Annotated in this window: 17 protein-coding genes; 9 read left to right on the top strand and 8 right to left on the bottom strand. The window is 43.7% G+C overall.

The genetic code is table 11. From position 1 onward, the window contains the following. Window positions 1-4 precede the first annotated feature (4 nt). The 7 genes from QM738_RS19830 to QM738_RS19860 all read left to right on the top strand — a co-directional run bounded on the left by QM738_RS19830 (window position 5) and on the right by QM738_RS19860 (window position 6926). Window positions 5-355 (top strand): DUF4288 domain-containing protein, encoded by a 351-nt coding sequence (locus QM738_RS19830; protein WP_462278486.1) that lies wholly within the window; start codon window positions 5-7, stop codon window positions 353-355. A gap of 12 nt (window positions 356-367) precedes the next feature. Further along, a complete protein-coding gene (locus QM738_RS19835) occupies window positions 368-1420 on the top strand; it encodes a sensor histidine kinase (RefSeq protein ID WP_462278487.1) in 1053 nt (350 codons plus the stop codon). 34 nt (window positions 1421-1454) lie between these two features. Then, window positions 1455-2183 carry a LytR/AlgR family response regulator transcription factor gene (locus tag QM738_RS19840; RefSeq protein WP_462278488.1) on the top strand — a complete coding sequence of 243 codons (729 nt, stop codon included), beginning with the start codon at window positions 1455-1457 and terminating at the stop codon, window positions 2181-2183. 58 nt (window positions 2184-2241) lie between these two features. Continuing rightward, window positions 2242-2748 carry a ThuA domain-containing protein gene (locus tag QM738_RS19845; protein WP_462278489.1) on the top strand — a complete coding sequence of 169 codons (507 nt, stop codon included), beginning with the start codon at window positions 2242-2244 and terminating at the stop codon, window positions 2746-2748. After that, entirely contained in the window at window positions 2684-3004 is a 321-nt protein-coding gene (locus QM738_RS19850) for a ThuA domain-containing protein (protein WP_462278490.1), read from the top strand. The genes QM738_RS19845 and QM738_RS19850 overlap by 65 nt, the downstream gene beginning before the upstream one ends. Before the next feature lie 153 nt (window positions 3005-3157). After that, window positions 3158-5296, top strand: coding sequence for a glycoside hydrolase family 97 protein (locus QM738_RS19855; protein ID WP_462278491.1), 2139 nt, complete (start codon window positions 3158-3160; stop codon window positions 5294-5296). 160 nt (window positions 5297-5456) lie between these two features. Beyond that, a complete protein-coding gene (locus QM738_RS19860) occupies window positions 5457-6926 on the top strand; it encodes a gliding motility-associated C-terminal domain-containing protein (RefSeq protein WP_462278492.1) in 1470 nt (489 codons plus the stop codon). 16 nt (window positions 6927-6942) lie between these two features. On the opposite strand, the gene QM738_RS19865 is transcribed toward QM738_RS19860, so the two are convergent. From QM738_RS19865 to QM738_RS19890, 6 genes are all read right to left on the bottom strand, one after another. Further along, window positions 6943-7515, bottom strand: coding sequence for a pentapeptide repeat-containing protein (locus tag QM738_RS19865; protein ID WP_462278493.1), 573 nt, complete (start codon window positions 7513-7515; stop codon window positions 6943-6945). 45 nt (window positions 7516-7560) lie between these two features. After that, a complete protein-coding gene (locus QM738_RS19870) occupies window positions 7561-7956 on the bottom strand; it encodes a DUF6252 domain-containing protein (protein WP_462278494.1) in 396 nt (131 codons plus the stop codon). Window positions 7957-8121: 165 nt separating this feature from the next. Next, the gene (locus tag QM738_RS19875) at window positions 8122-8943 is read right to left on the bottom strand and encodes a hypothetical protein (RefSeq protein WP_462278495.1); all 822 of its coding nucleotides are present in this window, start codon (window positions 8941-8943) and stop codon (window positions 8122-8124) included. A 10-nt stretch (window positions 8944-8953) separates the two neighbouring features. Beyond that, complete coding sequence (locus tag QM738_RS19880) at window positions 8954-9358, bottom strand: hypothetical protein (protein WP_462278496.1); 405 nt, start codon at window positions 9356-9358, stop codon at window positions 8954-8956. Window positions 9359-9489: 131 nt separating this feature from the next. Then, complete coding sequence (locus tag QM738_RS19885) at window positions 9490-9813, bottom strand: hypothetical protein (RefSeq protein WP_462278497.1); 324 nt, start codon at window positions 9811-9813, stop codon at window positions 9490-9492. A 206-nt stretch (window positions 9814-10019) separates the two neighbouring features. Beyond that, window positions 10020-11666, bottom strand: a complete 1647-nt coding sequence (locus QM738_RS19890) for a M28 family metallopeptidase (protein WP_462278498.1) — start codon at window positions 11664-11666, stop codon at window positions 10020-10022. Between the two features lie 128 nt (window positions 11667-11794). On the opposite strand from QM738_RS19890, the gene QM738_RS19895 reads away from it, so the two are divergent. Both QM738_RS19895 and QM738_RS19900 read left to right on the top strand, forming a co-directional pair. Then, window positions 11795-12316, top strand: a complete 522-nt coding sequence (locus tag QM738_RS19895) for a hypothetical protein (protein WP_462278499.1) — start codon at window positions 11795-11797, stop codon at window positions 12314-12316. Window positions 12317-12674: 358 nt separating this feature from the next. Further along, window positions 12675-14324, top strand: a complete 1650-nt coding sequence (locus tag QM738_RS19900; protein WP_462278500.1) for a hypothetical protein — start codon at window positions 12675-12677, stop codon at window positions 14322-14324. Window positions 14325-14422: 98 nt separating this feature from the next. Here the strand turns inward: QM738_RS19900 and QM738_RS19905 are convergent, their stop codons facing one another. Together QM738_RS19905 and QM738_RS19910 are read right to left on the bottom strand one after the other, a co-directional pair. After that, the gene (locus tag QM738_RS19905) at window positions 14423-14962 is read right to left on the bottom strand and encodes a DUF998 domain-containing protein (RefSeq protein ID WP_462278501.1); all 540 of its coding nucleotides are present in this window, start codon (window positions 14960-14962) and stop codon (window positions 14423-14425) included. A gap of 35 nt (window positions 14963-14997) precedes the next feature. Further along, window positions 14998-17406 carry an alpha/beta hydrolase family protein gene (locus tag QM738_RS19910; protein ID WP_462278502.1) on the bottom strand — a complete coding sequence of 803 codons (2409 nt, stop codon included), beginning with the start codon at window positions 17404-17406 and terminating at the stop codon, window positions 14998-15000. Window positions 17407-17441 lie beyond the last annotated feature (35 nt).

Here is a 17441-nt window from a genome sequence, read left to right on the forward strand (position 1 = left end):
CGCCATGAACTGGTATCTGGCAAAATTAGTGTACAGGTTCACCTGCGGCAGCGGGTTGCATCAACCACAATTCAACGAACAGTTGCGCCTGGTGGCAGCGGAAGATGCGCTGCATGCTTTTCACAAAGCAAGATTGATAGGAGAGCGGGAGACGGTGAGCCTGGTGGAAAACGGCTTGCCTATAAAATGGAAATTCATTGATGTAACAGAACTCTTCCCGGTGAACAAATCCATCGATGGCGCCGAAGTATGGTCCTGTACCAGTGAAGATGCCGATGCTGAATTGTACATTCGCAATACAAAATTAAAAGCTGATAACCTGTTGCAGCAGGGTATACACGAATTGAACAGTTAAATAATAAGGGGTTTGTTACAAAAGATAAAAAGCACGGGTAATAAAAGGTCCACCGTCTTTGGATTTATGGCATGGTGGCTGCTGTGCGGTTGTGTACATACTTCGATACTCACTTATTTTGGTATAGCCTGGAACAGGGCGGCCACAGACGCAGCGATCAGCTGTTTACTGTTGGCCGCTTTTTGTTTGTTTGTGATCAACAACATGCGGTATTACCTGCCTAAAAAAGAGAAATACCTGTATGTGCTCATTATATCTTTTGCACTGGGCGCTATCTGCCTGGCCGCAACCCGGTTGATATTAAGAGCCATTTATCGTAACGATGACGCATACCTGCTTTTTTTACAACATACATTGGTATTAAGATATGCGGTGGGATTCCTGCTGCTGGCCTGCAATACTTTGCTGAGCTTACTGTGGTATACACAAAAAGACCAGCAGGAAGAGAATGAGCGCAGGGTGGATACTGAAAAACTGGCCCGTGAGGCGGAACTGAACAAACTGCGCCAGCAACTGCAGCCGCATTTTTTGTTCAACAGCCTTAATTCCATCAGTGCATTAACCGGTCAGCAGCCTGAAAAGGCCCGGCACATGATACAGCAGCTGTCGGATTTTTTAAGGGGCACTTTGCGTAATGAAGGACAGCAATGGGCAACTTTGCAGGAAGAGCTGGACCACCTGCAATTATACCTGGATATTGAAAAAGTGCGCTTTGGTTACCGGCTGCAATCGAGGATACAATGTGATGATGCGGCATTGCCTTTTAAATTGCCCGCCATGCTGCTGCAGCCACTGGTGGAGAATGCCATTAAATTTGGTTTGTACGACACTATTGGTGAGGTGGAAATACTAATTTCGGCGCGGATGGATGGCAGCATGCTGGAAGTATCGGTACAAAATCCCTACGACGAATTAACGGCCATGCCGGTAAAAGGTACGGGATTTGGAATTGCGTCTATCCGGCGCCGTTTGTTCCTGCTGTTTGGCCGGCCGGACCTGCTGGAAATAAAAAAAGAAGGGGAATTATTTATTGCCGTGCTGCATGTACCGCAGGCAAATGTTTAAATAAAGTAAGTAGATATTGATTTAAATACAGCAAATGATGAAAGCGATCATAATTGATGATGAGCCATTGGCAAGATCGATCATAAAAGAATACCTGCAGTCTTATACAGATATTGTATTGGCAGACGAATGCAATGATGGGTTTGAAGGATTGAAAGCCATACAGCACCACCAGCCCGACCTTATTTTCCTGGATATACAAATGCCCAAGATCAATGGTTTTGAAATGCTGGAACTGGTGGACAACCCGCCACTGGTGATCTTTACCACTGCCTTTGAAGAATATGCCATTAAAGCCTTTGACGCCCATGCAGCGGATTATTTATTGAAACCCTTCAGTAAGGACCGTTTTGATAAGGCCATGCAGAAAATGCTGTTGCATAAAAATAATATGGCGCAGGCCGTGGCAGCAGCAGCGTTGCAATCGCCAGCACAAAGCAACCGCATTGTGGTAAAGGATAATGGTAAGATAAAGATCATCCCGTTGCCGCAGGTACAGTATATTGAAGCGGCGGATGATTATATAAAGATCATAACGGCGGATGGCATCTTTTTAAAGAAGAAGACCATGCAGTATTTTGAAGACAGCCTGCCGCAGCAGGAATTCATTCGTATACACCGTTCGTATATTGTAAATGCGGCACTCATCACCCGCATTACACCTTATGAAAAGGACAGCCAGCTGGCAATACTTACCACGGGGGCGCAGTTGCCGGTGAGCAAGGCAGGGTATGCTAAACTGAAAGCGGTGCTGGGTATTTAATTGTATTTTCAATTGAATATTCTTTTATCTTCATACCCTTAATTAAAAACTGATTTTAATGAAAGCGGTAAAGTTTGCTATTGTATTGCTGTCAATGCAATTATTTATTTTTTCCTCAACTATGGCACAAAAACAATTCAAAGCCCTGCTGGTAACGACTACCAGGGGCTGGCATCATGAATCGCTTCACGCAGGCGTGCTGGCTATTCAGCAATTGGGTATAAAGAACAATTTTGATGTGGTACTGTGGGAAGACCCTAAAGGTTTTACCGATAAATTCCTGGAACAGTTTAAAGTGGTGATCTTCCTGAACACCACCGGCGATATTTTTGATTCTGCTCAGCAAAAAGTAATGGAGCGTTTTATCCAGTCGGGCAAGGGTTATGTAGGCATTCACAGTGCTTCCGATACCGAGTATGACTGGGACTGGTACACGAAGTTAGTAGGCAGGATGTTTTATATACATCCCCCCATACAGACCTTTGCACTGAATATTGTGGATGATAAATTTCCGGGCCTGCAGGGTTTTAGCGGCAATAAATTATGGACCGACGAGATTCTATGAGTTCGGGCCGGAAAAAGTTTCCGATCTTAAATATATTTTAGCAGCAGATGAATCCAGTTATAATCCAAAGGTACAATGGGGTGAAAAGAAAGGAGAGGGCATGGGAAAATTTCATCCTTTAAGCTGGTACCACAATTTTGATGGCGGCCGTTCTTTCTATACAGCTTTGGGGCATTTGCCAACTGTTTTCAGTGATGCAGCATTTTTAAATCATTTATACGCAGGTATTTTTTGGGCCGCCACCGGCAGAAAATAGTTTTTTCTAGCTATAAGGAAGTAATTCGTTCATTTTTTTATCAACTGCAAACGTTGTAGATGGCATAAACGCATCCCACCCATCCAATAAAGCGGCCGAATAGTGTACGATTTACACAATAATTGATACATTTACTGCCTAAACGTATACACGATGCTTTTAAAACGATTGCTGTTTGCCGCCATTGCGGCAATGGTATGCTTTGCAGGTTTTGCACAAACAAAGACCACCGTCTTTTCTCCCAACAAAAACATAGTACTCAACTTCTGGCTTACGGATAGCGGCAGCCCGATGTATGAAGTATCGTATAAAAATAAACCGGTCGTACTCAGTTCCACGATGGGGCTTGAATTGAAGGAAACCATGACCGATAAGGCTTTACCATCGCTTACCAAGGATCTTACTGTTGTATCCAGTGTACAAAGCAGCTCCAACAGCACCTGGAAACCTGTTTGGGGCGATGTAAAAGAGATCAGGGATAATTACAGCCAGTTGACAGTAAAGCTTACACAAAAAGGAAGTGACCCCATCGAATTCAATATTGTGTTTAAAGTATTTGATGATGGTGTTGGTTTCCGTTACGAATTTCCGGAACAGAAAAACCTGAAACATTTTATTGTGGCGGATGAAAAGACGGGCTTTCATTTGACCGGAGATCATAAAGCATTCTGGATACCGGGCGATTATGACAGCAATGAATTCAGCCCGAATGTTACCAAACTCAGCGAGGTTAATGGTGATGATCCTAAATACGCGGCGGCTATTTTTGCCCATCAATTCTTTGATAAAGATGCGGTGCAAACACCTTTAATGCTGAAATCAGCCGACGGCTTATACATCAATATTCATGAGGCGGCGCTGGTGAATTATCCTGCCATGAACCTGCATATTGATAAAAATTCTTTTACGCTCAACTCAGTGCTGGTGCCCGATGCGTTGGGTAATAAAGCCTATTTGCAAACACCTGCAAAAACGCCGTGGAGAACCATTATCGTTTCGGACAAAGCCACTGATATACTGGCATCGCATACCATCCTTAATTTAAATGATCCATCTGTGATAAAAGATGTGAGCTGGATAAAACCTACCAAGTATGTGGGTGTGTGGTGGGAGATGCATGTGGGTAAATCAACCTGGGATTACGCCGGCAGCCAGAATGCCACTACTTTCGATCCGAAAGGTTTAAAACCTACCGGTAAGCACGGCGCTACTACGTCTAATGTTAAACGTTATATTGACTTTGCTGCAAAGAATGGTTTTGACTGCGTATTGGTGGAAGGCTGGAACACCGGCTGGGAAGACTGGTTTGGTCAGTATAAAGAAAATGTTTTCGATTTTGTAACACCTTATCCTGATTTTGATGTGAAAGAACTGCATCGTTATGCAGCTTCTAAAAAAGTGAAACTGATCATGCATCATGAAACATCCGGTTCTGCAACCAATTATGAAAGGCAGATGGATACGGCTTACCGATTTATGAAAGCCAACGGCTACGATGCAGTAAAGACGGGCTATGTAGGCCATATCATTCCACGGGGAGAACACCACGATGGACAGTGGATGGTAAACCATTATGTGCGGGTGGCGCAAAAAACAGCTTCTTATAAGATCATGCTGGATGCTCATGAACCGGTAAGGCCAACAGGTTTGTGCCGCACTTATCCCAACTGGTTAGCCTGCGAAGCAGCGAGGGGCATGGAGTTCAACGCATGGAGCGAAGGCAATAAACCAAGGCATGAGACCATTTTCCCATTTACAAGATTCATGGGCGGTCCAATGGATTATACACCGGGCATTTTTCAACTGCAACTGAATTACTGGGATAAAAATAAAACAGAGACCATACATACCACGCTGGCCAAACAACTGGCTTTGTATGTAACCATCTGCAGTCCTTTGCAAATGGCCGCCGATTTGCCGGAAGTATATGAAAAGAAAATGGATGCCTTCCAGTTCATTAAAGATGTAGCCGTGGATTGGGATGACAGTAAATATTTAGAAGCTGAACCGGGCGAATACATTACTGAAGCAAGAAAAGCGAAGGGCAGTAACAACTGGTTTGTGGGCGCCATTACCAATGAAAATGCAAGGACCGCAACAGTTGACCTGAACTTTTTAGATGCCGGAAAAAAATACACCGCTATTATTTATGCTGATGCAGATGATGCCGATTATGTTAAAAATCCTGCTGCCTATAAAATAACCAAACAGGTGGTGGATAATAAAACGATGTTGAGCCTGAAATTGGCGCCGGGCGGGGGATGTGCGGTGAGTATTATGCCCCAGAAATGATATCGAATGGGAAAATGTCGAATGTCGAATTTGCGAATGTCGGATGTGGAAATTTGAAACCTTCCTTACATTCGACATTCGTACATTCGCAAATTCGATATTCTTTCCTTCTGTGTAAAATAAAAAGGATAATTTAGCAATTGATAATACTTACACCGTAATGAACCGCTTGCTGCATCATCTCCGTTCTCATTTTACCAGGATATTTTTGTGCTTTATGATGCTGGTTGCGGCAACAATGGCAAAAGCGCAATTGTGCAGCGGCAGCCTGGGCGACCCGGTGGTGAACATTACCTTTGGCCCCGGTGGCACCAATACCACTACTTATGCGCCCACAAATGCCTATACTTATACCGGTTCCACCTGTCCAAACGATGGATCTTATACCATTACCAATGCCACTTCAGGTTGTTTTGGCGGCAGCTGGCATACCGTTAATTCCGATCACACGGGTAACGGCGGCATGTTCATGCTGGTGAATGCATCTTATAACCCGGGCGATTTTTTTGTGACCACTGTAACAGATCTTTGTCCCAATACCACGTATGAATTTGCATCCTGGATCATGAATGTGTTGAACAGGGCTGGTATCAAACCCAATATTACTTTCAGTATCGAAACACCTTCCGGCGCTATACTGAACCAGTATTCCACCGGCGATATTCCCGAAACGCCTTCGCCCACCTGGAAACAGTACGGTTTCTTTTTTATCACACCGGTAAATAACCCTGTGATCGTACTACGTATGACCAATAACGCACCCGGTGGCAGCGGCAACGATCTTGCACTCGACGATATTACTTTTCGTCCATGCAGTCCCGTTACCTTCACTTCGGCCATACAGGGTAATCCTGATACGGTCAATATCTGCGAAGGCAATACCACCCAATATACTTTTAACGGCACCATTTCCACCGGGTATACTTCGCCGGTGTACCAATGGCAGGTGAGCACCGATTCGGGAGCGAACTGGAAGGATATTACAGGCGCTACTGCACTTACTTACCTGCGCAAACCAACTGGTGCCGGGTCTTACTGGTACCGGAATACGGTAACAGAAAAAACTTCGCTTACCATCATTGCCTGCCGCATTGCATCCAATGTGGTGGCGGTAAATGTGCATGGTAAACCCACAGTGAGTGCAGGTCCCGACAGGGTGATGATAGCAGGTACGAGTGTTACTATTCTCGGGCAGGTGAGTGGAGAGAACCCAACTTATTATTGGCATCCGCCGGAAAGTTTAAGTGATGCTTCTTTACTGGAACCGGTTGCAAATCCTGCTGCGGATAAAACCTATATACTGAATGCCAGTTCTGCGTATGGTTGCAGCAGTGAGGATACCATGATCGTTAAAGTGGTGCCGGGTATTTTTGTGCCCAATAGTTTTACACCCAATGCCGATGGTAAAAATGATCATTGGCAGATACCTTTCCTCGATCCTGCATTTGGCGCCGAAGTAAGTGTGTACAACCGTTACGGCCAACTGGTGTACCATGTAAAAGGTGGGGTGGTGGATTGGGATGGTAATTATGGTGGACAACCGCAATCGGGCGGCACGTACGTTTATTATATTCATTTTTACGGCACCAGCTTCCCCGATATGAAAGGCAGCCTTTTGCTGATAAGATAAAACAGGCTGCAAACCATCATTCTATTACAATATCATATTTGGATAATAGTCCGGCCAGTCCTTCTTTGGAGAATTTTGCTTTTTTAATTTTATTTATTTCAGGATTGATGGTGTAGTTGTATGAAGTACGGAGATCTGCTTTTTCTAAAATGCTGCGATCAAACACGGCGCCTGCAAGATCGCAATGATCGAAAATGGCGGCAGTAAGATCTGTTTCTGTAAGATCCACTTCGTGCATGATACAATGTTTAAGCACTGTTTGCTTTATTTTCAGTTTGTAAAAAGAAGAAAGATCAAGTGTGCAATGATCAAAGTGAAATTCAAGGCCGATCTCGTTGCAATGTTCAAAATGCAGGCCGAGTAATTTGCAGCCGGTAAAGCGGCAATCCCTGAAAGCGGTTTTGCCCAGCAAGGCCATGCCCAGGTTACAATCATTAAAGCTGCAGTTCTCAAAAATGATCCCGGATAGATTGATGCCGGAAAAATTGCAGGTGGTAAAACTGCAATTTTCATAATGCCCCTGTTCAAAAACTTTTGCAGTAAAATCTATCCCTTCAAATTTTTCGTTTTCTAAATAATGCTTATCCATGAGCAGTTTAGTTGTTACGGCTTTTGAATGGCCATACATTTTTTATTATTTCACCGGCATATCTGTAAAATTTCCTGTAAGCGCTGTGTTTGCTGAACCATTTGTAACTGTTACAGAAAAGTTCCCTGAAATTTTATTGTTACTATTGGCAGTGATGGTCACTGTTCCGGAATTGCCTTGCAGGTTAAAACCGTCATCATCTATATAATATACAGCATTGGGAGCGCCGGGTGCTGTTGTTGTAATATTGTAGGTGCCGGTATTAAATGAGGTCAATACAAACTGTACCCTTACCAGCATGGAATAAGATGACCGGGGATAACCAGCCACAATGCTGAAAGCAGGAAGCGCCAGCCCGGATGCATTGAGGAAGGCAGTATCGGTGCTTGTGGTATGCACTATCGTTTTATGTGTCCACGTAAAATTATCGGCTGCTGGCACCTCTTTTGATTTACTGCAGGAGCAACAGCTGATACATACGAACAGTATGACAGGGAGAAAGCTATTTTTTAAGTATGTCCTCATAAAGTAATTTTTGGATAAGGAAAACAGGACGCTAAAATAATTCTTTAAAAATAGAATTTAAATAAACCTGCAAAAAATAGATCAATAGGAATATCGGTAGCAATCGCACCATTCCTCATCGCAAAGTAATTGCTGCAATACGGGATCTTTTAGTACATCCACATAATCCATCATGCGGCCGTCCACTTTTATAATGCGACTGATCAATCGTATACCATGACTGTAATCGACCCACCAGTTCACGTGGCCGCTGTACAAGGGTTGTATGGGTTGCCCGTTCAATTGGTGCCAACCATAGATGGCTTCCCGGTTAGGTTTTGCATCCCGGGTGATCTTGCCAGAAAGCACCAGGTCTTTTTTGATACCAGCGATCAATCCCTTCCTGCCTTTGCGTTGCCCTTCAATTATTAAATGGTGTTGCCACATGGTCACGCTGCTGTCCCTGAAGGCATACATGGGCACCGGTTCCAGTTTAACAACGGCTTGCCGGTAAATAAGATCCACCATTTTTCGGGTGGGTAAAAAACAGTTGAAGCTGTCGGCAATTTTTTGTGCCGCCATAGGTGTAAGCGGAACCCTTGCCCAGTCTTCGTCATTACCGATAGCAATATAATCAGGCGCAACATAAAATACAGCTTTGTGTTCAATGCCATTACTGTCTTTTATAACTGAACTTACAGGTACAAACTGTTTAAGAAAAGAAGGGATATTACCACTCAGTATTTGTTCTACTGCCAGCGAATCTCTTTGCTGCCAGTTCCATGCAGCTACTGTTTTAAAAAACGCTGTGCCTGTCATTTCAGCTGCGGTACGATCGGGAATATCCGGGCGAAATATTTTTCCGCTGCTGCAGGCAGTAAGGCAAAAAAAGAAAAGTACCGGTATAAAATATTTTTTCTTCAAGAAAATTCAGTTAGTTATTACTGCGCCATAAAGTGTTATAGTCTTTTATCATTGCCGAGTCGGCAGAGGCTTCCCGTGCGGGAGAGTACAATAAGATCTTATCATTGCGAATCCTGTAAGTATCCTCATGGTATTTATTCTCCAGTTTAAAATAAAGAAAATGCAGTTTCTTTTTCCGGTACAGGGTAATACTGCTGTCTGCTATTAAATAAGCACCTTTTGTTACCGCTTTAGACGGAATAAATAATCCGCTCCTTCTTTCGAAACGATAGGTGGAGTCGCTGTATAATTCTAAAGTAAGATCGATACAGCCATGGCCACCGAAATAAGTAGTGGTAACTTTTTTCTGGGCATGCAGTGTTGCTGTAAGTGATATAAAAAAAAGAAAGAGGATTATTGTGTGCTGCTTTACCATAAAACGGATCATTATGGTAACAAATATAAATAAACAGGAGAGGAAGCAAAAGAAAAAAAGGGACAAAAAGCCGGCAGGGCGCTGTGGCCTATAAAACAGGAAAGTAACTGCATGGAGCCATGCAGTTACTGTTAGTTATATTCTTTTACCTGCATAAAGAGGTAGGGGTTTACCGAAAATTCCTTGTCTTTTGGTTGTACGCAATCGCAAAACACCAGGTCAACAAAAGCGCCGGCGTCATTGATCTCCCACAGACTTAATGATCTGTCAGTATCTGCTCCAAAAAATTCCGGCAGTATTTCCGGTACCAGCCCGTTCCAGCAGGCATCAATTAATTTTTCTTTCGAAGAAAAATTCCTTTCGGCTGCTGTTTCGCTTTTTTTCAACCAGTTCTTTGTAAAAAAGCAACTGTCGGCTACCAGCAGGATCTCTTTTTGATTTGTATAAGTTTCCATGATTGTGGTTTTTTCTTTTAACCTGATAATTGGATGCGAAAACTGTTTAAATGTTTATAACATAAAGTTAAAAGCACCTGTAGTACTGCTGTGTAGTTGCGGGTTTTATTAATTTGTAGCATAAGTACTATACAACAGCTTCCTTACCGGCATAAAAAAACGCCCGGGATGCTTTTCCCGGGCGTTGTATACAGATCGTTAAATCCTTATTTTTTGTCTCTAAGTGCTTTAAACTCAGAACCATTTTTCCACTCCGGCCATTTTTCCTGGAAGGCCAGGCGTTTGCCTACTTTAAAAAGCAATTTAAGGTCTTTGATACCGCCTTCCATTGTCCAGGTGGCAGCATCAAATTCATCGGATGGACGATGATAATTTTTGGAGGTATAAGTATCGCCCAGTTGCTTGCCATATTCTTTTCCTTTACCTACTACGTCAATACCGGTTTCAATATAAAGGGCAGGGATACCCGCTTTTGCAAAATTGAAATGATCGGAGCGGTAATAACTGCCGGCTTCCGGATGCGGCTCAAAAGAAATATAGCCGCTGTCTTTTTCCACTGCTTCTTTTAAATAATCTTCCAGGTCCGATTGTCCTTCTCCCACCACGATGATGTCTTTTGTTTTTTCAAAACGTCCAAGTCCATCCATATTAATGTTTGCCAATGTTTTTGCTGCAGGATAGATCGGGTTTTGTGCATAATAAGCAGAACCCAGCAATCCCTGTTCCTCAGCAGTTACACAAAGAAAAATGATCGTTCTTTCAGGTTTTGTTTTCATGCTTTTAAATGCACGGGCAAGTTCCAGCAATCCTGCTGTGCCGGTGGCATTATCATAAGCGCCGTTGTAAATAGAATCGCCGGTCTCATCCGGTTTGCCTATACCCAGGTGATCCCAGTGTGCCGTATAAATGATCACTTCATCGGGATGTTTGGTGCCGGTGATCTTGCCAATGATATTGTAAGATTTATTGTATTCCGTTTTTACTTTCATGCTGGTGGATACTTTGATGTTCAACGGCACAGGCTTGAATCCACGCTGGTTTGCTTTTACTAATAATGTAGAATCAAATCCTGCAGCAGCGAATAACCTGTTGGCAGCAGGTTCCGTTATCCAGCCGATGGCATCACTGTTCTTGATATCCTTACCGCGGTTATCGAGCTGCAGCTTGGTGGTATTAAAATTATTTTGCGGCACGCTGAAAGGATAGCTTGCTGCAACAGTGTTGTGCACAATCAGGCAACCTTTGGCACCCTGCCTGGCAGCTTCTTCATATTTATAGGTCCAGCGGCCATAATAGGTCATTGTTTTTCCTTTGAATAAAGTAGTATCGCCTGCCCAGAAACCCGGATCGTTCACCATTACGATCACGATTTTTCCTTTTACATCAATTCCCGCATAGTCGTTCCAGTTATATTCAGGCGCCACTACGCCATAGCCTGCAAATACAAGATCAGCTTTGTCCACCACGATATTCGAATCCGTCTTATTGGTCCAGATGATATAATCGTCCGGCGCCTTCAGATCAAAATTGCCTTTGGGCGTTTGTACCTGCATGGAGGGCGCTGCGGTGGCCAGCAGGTTGGCCATAGGTACATCCTGCAAAAAACTGGTGCCGTTGCCAGGCTCCAGTCCTGCGGCTGCAAATTCATGCTGCAGGTAATCGATGGTCCTTGTTTCGCCAATGGTAAATGGCTTGCGGCCCATAAAGGAATCGGATGCCAGCATGGCGATATGCGCCTTCATGCTGTCGGCACTGAAAGCTGCCAGGCCATCATCATCGGCAGCGCCGGTATTTTGGTTACAGGAAACCAGTACGGTTACAGAAAGAAAAAGTAATGCGGCTGTTTTATACATTGAAAATGGTTTTACTGCAATTTACGCATTCAGTATCATCCAATGACCGTACCTGCGGTAAAAATAAGTGCCATTGGGTATAGTAATGTTCGGCGGGATGCAGTAATATTACAATGTAAAACCTTATTATGCGTAAACCTCTTTTTGCCTTTATACTGGCGCTGATCATATTTAATACTGCTGCTGTTGCACAGGATTCCACTGCTAAAAAAGGCTGGATGCCCAAGGACCGCACGGATTTTATTAATGATTGCATCAAAACAGCAAAGCCAAATCTTGGAGAAGATACGGCCCGTAATTATTGCTATTGCATGCAATCCAAAATCGAAAAGAAATATCCTTCGCCGGATGAACTGGAACAGGTTACCGCAGAGACCCTGCAAACACCGGAATGGAAAAAAGAGATCAATGACTGCCTTAGTTCTACTTCTAACTGGACCAACAAGGACCGCAGTGATTTTTATAATGATTGTGTAAAAACGGCCCAGGATAACCTGGGGGCTGATAAGGCTAAAAGCTATTGCAGCTGTATGCTGGTAAAGATCGAAAAGAAATATCCTGATGCTGCTGATCTTTCCAAGATTACGGAGGAAACACTCAAAACACCCGACTTTAAAAAGATGATCCGGGAATGCCTCGATAACTATTGAACATCTTCTTCTCTTATTATAATAATATAACAGCAACCTGCTGAAACCTGCCGTAGTATTGATACTACACGAACTTAGTAGTAAAATATTTTCAAATATTTCGTTTTAAATATTCCTTAACGTTTCGTGGCGTGATATGTGCAAATGTGTTGGCACTTATGAAAAACCGTTAAGTTGAACATTGCTTCCAGGCTATAAGCACTAAGTATTCAGAATCCGTAGGCCAGTTTTCCATGCAATAATCTTCCCACCGGTAATAAGCTAATCAATCAAATCCATCTGTAGCAATTTGTTTTTTCGGAGAAACCGATTACGCTAGTTTTTTATTTATTAATCAACACAAATAAACTAAACACCTATGAAATGTTTAAAGTTCAGAAATCCGCTTGCCCTTATTGCACTTGCGGCTGCAAGTTTTACTGCCTGCAAAAAAAATGAATTCGTTCAGCCCGAAGCTGCGGCAGCAGTTGACTCTGCTTCTGCTGAAGCATTAAGGATCAAGCCCAATGGCACCGGAACCGGTACCGCCGGCACTTATTACATCAGTCCTTCCGGTAATGATGCCAATACAGGTACCGCCAGCAGTCCCTGGAAAACCCTGTATAAAGCAACTACAGCAGTAACCACCAAAGGTTCTATCATTCACGTAAATGCCGGTACTTATAATGAAACGCAGCGTTCTTCATTAGCACCCGGCGTAAGTATTGAAGGTGATGGTACAAGTTCTTATATCACCTCTACAGCTATTACAACAGAATTTGCAGAAGTACTTGCTTTGTACTCTGCTACTGAAGGTACGGATGGCAGCCAGCACATCAGCAACCTGAAATTTGACGGACAGATGAAGACCTACCAGGGTATCAAAGTAATTGGCCGTAAGAATGTAGCGATCTATAATTGCTATATCACCAATTACATCAACCGTGGTGTTATTTTCAGCGGCCGTACAGATAATACCAACCAGGCGCCTGCTGTGTATGCTACCGGTAACAGCTTTTACAACAATACCGTTATCAACTGTGCGGAGTATGACCGCAGCAGGGATTATGGTGCAGGCTGTTTGAACATCGGCGGCCAGCAGGGCATCCAGATCTATGGTAACACCATTACTCAAAACAGCAGGGCAGAAGGCTACAATGGCTGGCCTATCAAAGGTTACCTGAATGGTTTTATAAGGGGTGGAAGGATCTACAACAATACCCTTACTAAAAAGCCTTTGGCTAATGGCAATGGCGCTTACAACTGGGATTTCTGTATCGAATTGTTTGACGAACAGGGACTGGAGATCGATCACAATACCATCAAAGATGGCGGTATCGATCTGAACCACCAGTTCAAAGGAACCTATGCTTACAGCGTATGGGTACATGATAATAATATCACCCTTACCACGCCATCTTCTTTCGGCGAAAGCGGTATCACTTTGGAATTCCATACTGAAGATGCGATCGTTGAGAACAATACCATCACCAATTACAGGAATGGTATCATCTTTACCCCACGCCCGAATGATGTGGTAAAAAATATTAAAGTGCAGAAAAACCTGATGAGCAATGTGAACGGCGGTTACTTTATTGCCATGAGCAATGGTGATGCAGGACTGGTATTTGATAATATCAAGATCTACAACAACACCATGATCGGTAATGCATCTAACAGGCCGGTATATGCAGTAGACTTCCCATACAGCGGCAGCGGTACTTTCAGCAACTTTGAATTCAAGAACAACAACTGTGGTAATGCAGCTTACTTCCTGCGCCACGGTGGTAATTCGCCTTTAAAAACTTTGACAGTGACCAACAATAATTTCTATAATTATTCTGCCATCACTTCATTTGTTGGTGCAGCGCCTACCAGTTATACTTACAGCGCTAACCAGACTGTAACACCATCTTACGGTGCCAACTATATTTTGGTTTCCGGTTCTCCATTGGTGAATGCAGGTGTTAACATTGGCTTACCTTTCCTGGGTACCAGCCCGGATATAGGATATGCAGAGTTGAATTAGTAGTTTTTTTAGATCATGATTACAAAGAAGTCCCGCACTATGCGGGACTCTTTGTTTTTGAACGGTATGTAATTGCATTTAAAATATAAGTTCGCTGATCAGTATAAGAGGCGCAAGAGACAGGCGAGTAATAATAATTCTGCTATCTTCTGCATTAATCCTCTTACCGGGTTTTTAGGAATGGAGGTGATAATGATACAAACGATCACAATACCACCGATCACTTTATACGGAATAAACCATAACATGGCATCATTTTCTCCTGCCTTCATGATAAAAATAATACAGCCTGCATATTCAATAAAGCCGCCGAGGTTATGCAATTGCTGTTTCCAGCTGCCAGCAGAAGGGGATCCTGCATCGCAGGGAAAAAATGCCGCAACGATATAGCCTGTTGCCAGTGAAAATGCCAATCCCATTGCGGAAGTATCACTAAGTGCCAGCAACCCGGTGACAGCGAATAAAAGGCCTGCGGGCAGGAACAATCCAAACCCAACCTGCTTTTCATAAGCGCTGCCGGTTTCTCCCAATTCGCTGATGGTATGCTTAAGATGATCGTAATTTTTTAGCTTACTGCTACCATAAAAATAACCGGCAATAAGATATAGCGCAGCAATGATGCAAAGAAGAAACGGCATTTAATTTTTTTGTGTTGAATTAATATACCTATGCATTACTTTACATAATTGCCGCCGGCATGCTTCACATATTTATCCAGCCACTGGTTTTGTTCCCACAGCATGTGCAGGATGTTTTCTTTAGCAGCGTATCCATGCGCTTCAAAAGGCAGCTGCACAAAACGCACAGTGCCGCCATGCCCTTTAATGGCATTGTATAAACGTTCGCTCTGAATAGGGAAGGTGCCGGGATTATTATCCGCTTCGCCATGTATCATCAGCAGCGGTGTTTTTATTTTATCGGCAAACATAAAGGGGCTCATGGCATTGTATACTTCCGGCGCCTGCCAGTAAGTGCGCTCTTCGTTTTGAAACCCGAAAGGAGTGAGTGTGCGATTGTAAGCGCCGCTGCGGGCAATACCTGCTTTGAACAAATTCGTGTGTGCGAGCAGGTTAGCTGTCATAAAAGCGCCGTAACTATGACCGCCCACTGCCACTCTTGTACTATCGCCCACACCCATGGAGGCTACTTTATTGATAGCAGCTTCGGCGCTCCAGGCCAGTTGGTCCACAAAATTATCATTGGGTTGTTTATCACCTTCGCCTACAATAGGGAACTCTGTATTATCCATGATGGCATAACCTTGTGTTGCCCAGAATATTATTGAACCATAACCGATCCTGGTAAAAGTATATTTGCTGCCACGCAGCTGTGCAGCATCGGCAGCGCTTTTAAATTCCCGTGGATAAGCCCACATCATTACCGGTAGCGGCCCGTCTTTTTTTGGATCATATCCTTTGGGTAAGTAGAGATCGGCAGCGAGGTCCACACCATCCTTACGTTTGTACGTGATCTTTTGTTTGGTGATACCCCGCAAGCCCGGCTGCGGGTCAGCAAAGGCTGTGATGGCTTTCGCTGAATTATCCTTTAAATTTCTTACATAATAATTCGGAGGATCAGTCTGACTTTGTTTGTTGGTAACAATTATGAGTTTATCGAAATCCAGCACATCGGTCACCGTTTCATAATAAGGTTCTTCGCAACGCCACAGCTGTTTTGTTTCTTTAGTGTTGATGTTGAATACATTCAGAAAAGGCAGGTCTCCTTTAGATGAAGCGCCGATGCCCCGCATAAATATTTCTGCACCATTCACCAGTTTGATGGTATTGCGGCCAAACTTATTTTTTTCTGTAAGCGGGCTGCCGGGGTCATTGTAGGCATCATCTGTACTGCGGTCGATCAATACTTCCATTTTACCATCTGCAGTAAGTTTGCTCATTTTCTGGCGGTGTTTTGCCCTGGAGCCTTCTGTAACAAAATATAGGCCGGTGTTAACATCGCTTATATTGTACATGCGCTGCGCAGTTTTTACCAGTTCTTTAGGTGCACCGGTAAAAGGCGCTTCCAGCGTGTAGGCGGCATCGTGATAATCCATTTTCTTTTTTATCAAACCACTGTCCAAAGGTTCTATCCATTGCACGGTGGCGGCAAAATTATCCAGCCAGTTAAATCCTCTCGGGGCATTCAGCACATTATCATTGCCCGTAGGCGCCAGTTCGCTGCTGGGCAATTTAGCCAGTTGTTTTACTGTTGTTCCGTTCATATCAGTGATCAACATGGTGGAATTAAAACCACCAGCGGTAACCAGGTAAGAAAAAGGTTTGTCAATTCTTTCCACCAGTAAATATTTTTTATCGGGCGAAATGCTGGCGCTACTGTAAATGGCCGGTGCGCCGATCTTTGTTTCCACGCCATTGGTATTCTTTATCAATTGCGTGGTGCCATAAAATTCAAACTGGCTCTCGTCAAAAGGATTTTTAATAAGGTCCTGGTAAGTTACACTGGCAGCCACTTTGCCCAGGTTTTCCTGCACGGTGGGGCCTTTGGGAGCCAGCGGTTTTTTAGGCGCCATACTTAATGGCTTATTCACTGCGGTATACAGCAAACTGTTATTGTCTATCCAGTCGAATGCGGCACCGAGCACCAGGTTTACAGCAGCCTTGTTTATTTTAACTGCTTTATGTGTTTTAATAGTGATCACGTAAATATCTACCGTGCTGTTGCTGGTGTTGGTCAGCGCCACTTTATCTTCATCGGGGCTCCATTGCAGGTTACCGGCTTTTAAGTTGGCCGGCAATCCTGCCACTGCAAATTCTTTACCGCTTGCCAGTTCTTTTATGGTAATGGCAGTGAAATAAGCGCTGCGGCTGGGAGAAAAATTATTGGGATTGATACGCAAACCGGCAATGCGTAATTCCGGTTGGGCCAGGTCTTCCACGGTGGGCATACTGCTGCGCTCGAGTACCAGCATATTTTGTCCCTTACTGTCAAAGCTTACGCCGGGTGTGGGTTTGGCCATTACAAGATCATAAATTTCTTTGGGAGGTACCTGGTATTCGATGGCTTCCTGTGCCATTATATGTGTACTGGCAAAAAGCAGTGCAACAAGCAAATATTGTTTCATAACAGTTCATTTTAGTAAAGCTGTAATTTACTGAA

The sequence above is a fragment of the Ferruginibacter sp. genome (assembly GCF_049840995.1).
Lineage (GTDB): Bacteria > Bacteroidota > Bacteroidia > Chitinophagales > Chitinophagaceae > Ferruginibacter.

Bases quoted from the DNA above. Each gene is read 5' to 3' on its own strand.
- QM738_RS19830 (WP_462278486.1), top strand. From the start codon at position 5: ATGAACTGGTATCTGGCAAAATTAGTGTACAGGTTCACCTGCGGCAGC.
- QM738_RS19840 (WP_462278488.1), top strand. From the start codon at position 1,455: ATGATGAAAGCGATCATAATTGATGATGAGCCATTGGCAAGATCGATC.
- QM738_RS19845 (WP_462278489.1), top strand. From the start codon at position 2,242: ATGAAAGCGGTAAAGTTTGCTATTGTATTGCTGTCAATGCAATTATTT.
- QM738_RS19850 (WP_462278490.1), top strand. From the start codon at position 2,684: ATGATAAATTTCCGGGCCTGCAGGGTTTTAGCGGCAATAAATTATGGA.
- QM738_RS19855 (WP_462278491.1), top strand. From the start codon at position 3,158: ATGCTTTTAAAACGATTGCTGTTTGCCGCCATTGCGGCAATGGTATGC.
- QM738_RS19860 (WP_462278492.1), top strand. From the start codon at position 5,457: ATGAACCGCTTGCTGCATCATCTCCGTTCTCATTTTACCAGGATATTT.
- QM738_RS19865 (WP_462278493.1), bottom strand. From the start codon at position 7,515: ATGGATAAGCATTATTTAGAAAACGAAAAATTTGAAGGGATAGATTTT.
- QM738_RS19880 (WP_462278496.1), bottom strand. From the start codon at position 9,358: ATGGTAAAGCAGCACACAATAATCCTCTTTCTTTTTTTTATATCACTT.
- QM738_RS19885 (WP_462278497.1), bottom strand. From the start codon at position 9,813: ATGGAAACTTATACAAATCAAAAAGAGATCCTGCTGGTAGCCGACAGT.
- QM738_RS19890 (WP_462278498.1), bottom strand. From the start codon at position 11,666: ATGTATAAAACAGCCGCATTACTTTTTCTTTCTGTAACCGTACTGGTT.
- QM738_RS19895 (WP_462278499.1), top strand. From the start codon at position 11,795: ATGCGTAAACCTCTTTTTGCCTTTATACTGGCGCTGATCATATTTAAT.
- QM738_RS19900 (WP_462278500.1), top strand. From the start codon at position 12,675: ATGAAATGTTTAAAGTTCAGAAATCCGCTTGCCCTTATTGCACTTGCG.
- QM738_RS19905 (WP_462278501.1), bottom strand. From the start codon at position 14,962: ATGCCGTTTCTTCTTTGCATCATTGCTGCGCTATATCTTATTGCCGGT.
- QM738_RS19910 (WP_462278502.1), bottom strand. From the start codon at position 17,406: ATGAAACAATATTTGCTTGTTGCACTGCTTTTTGCCAGTACACATATA.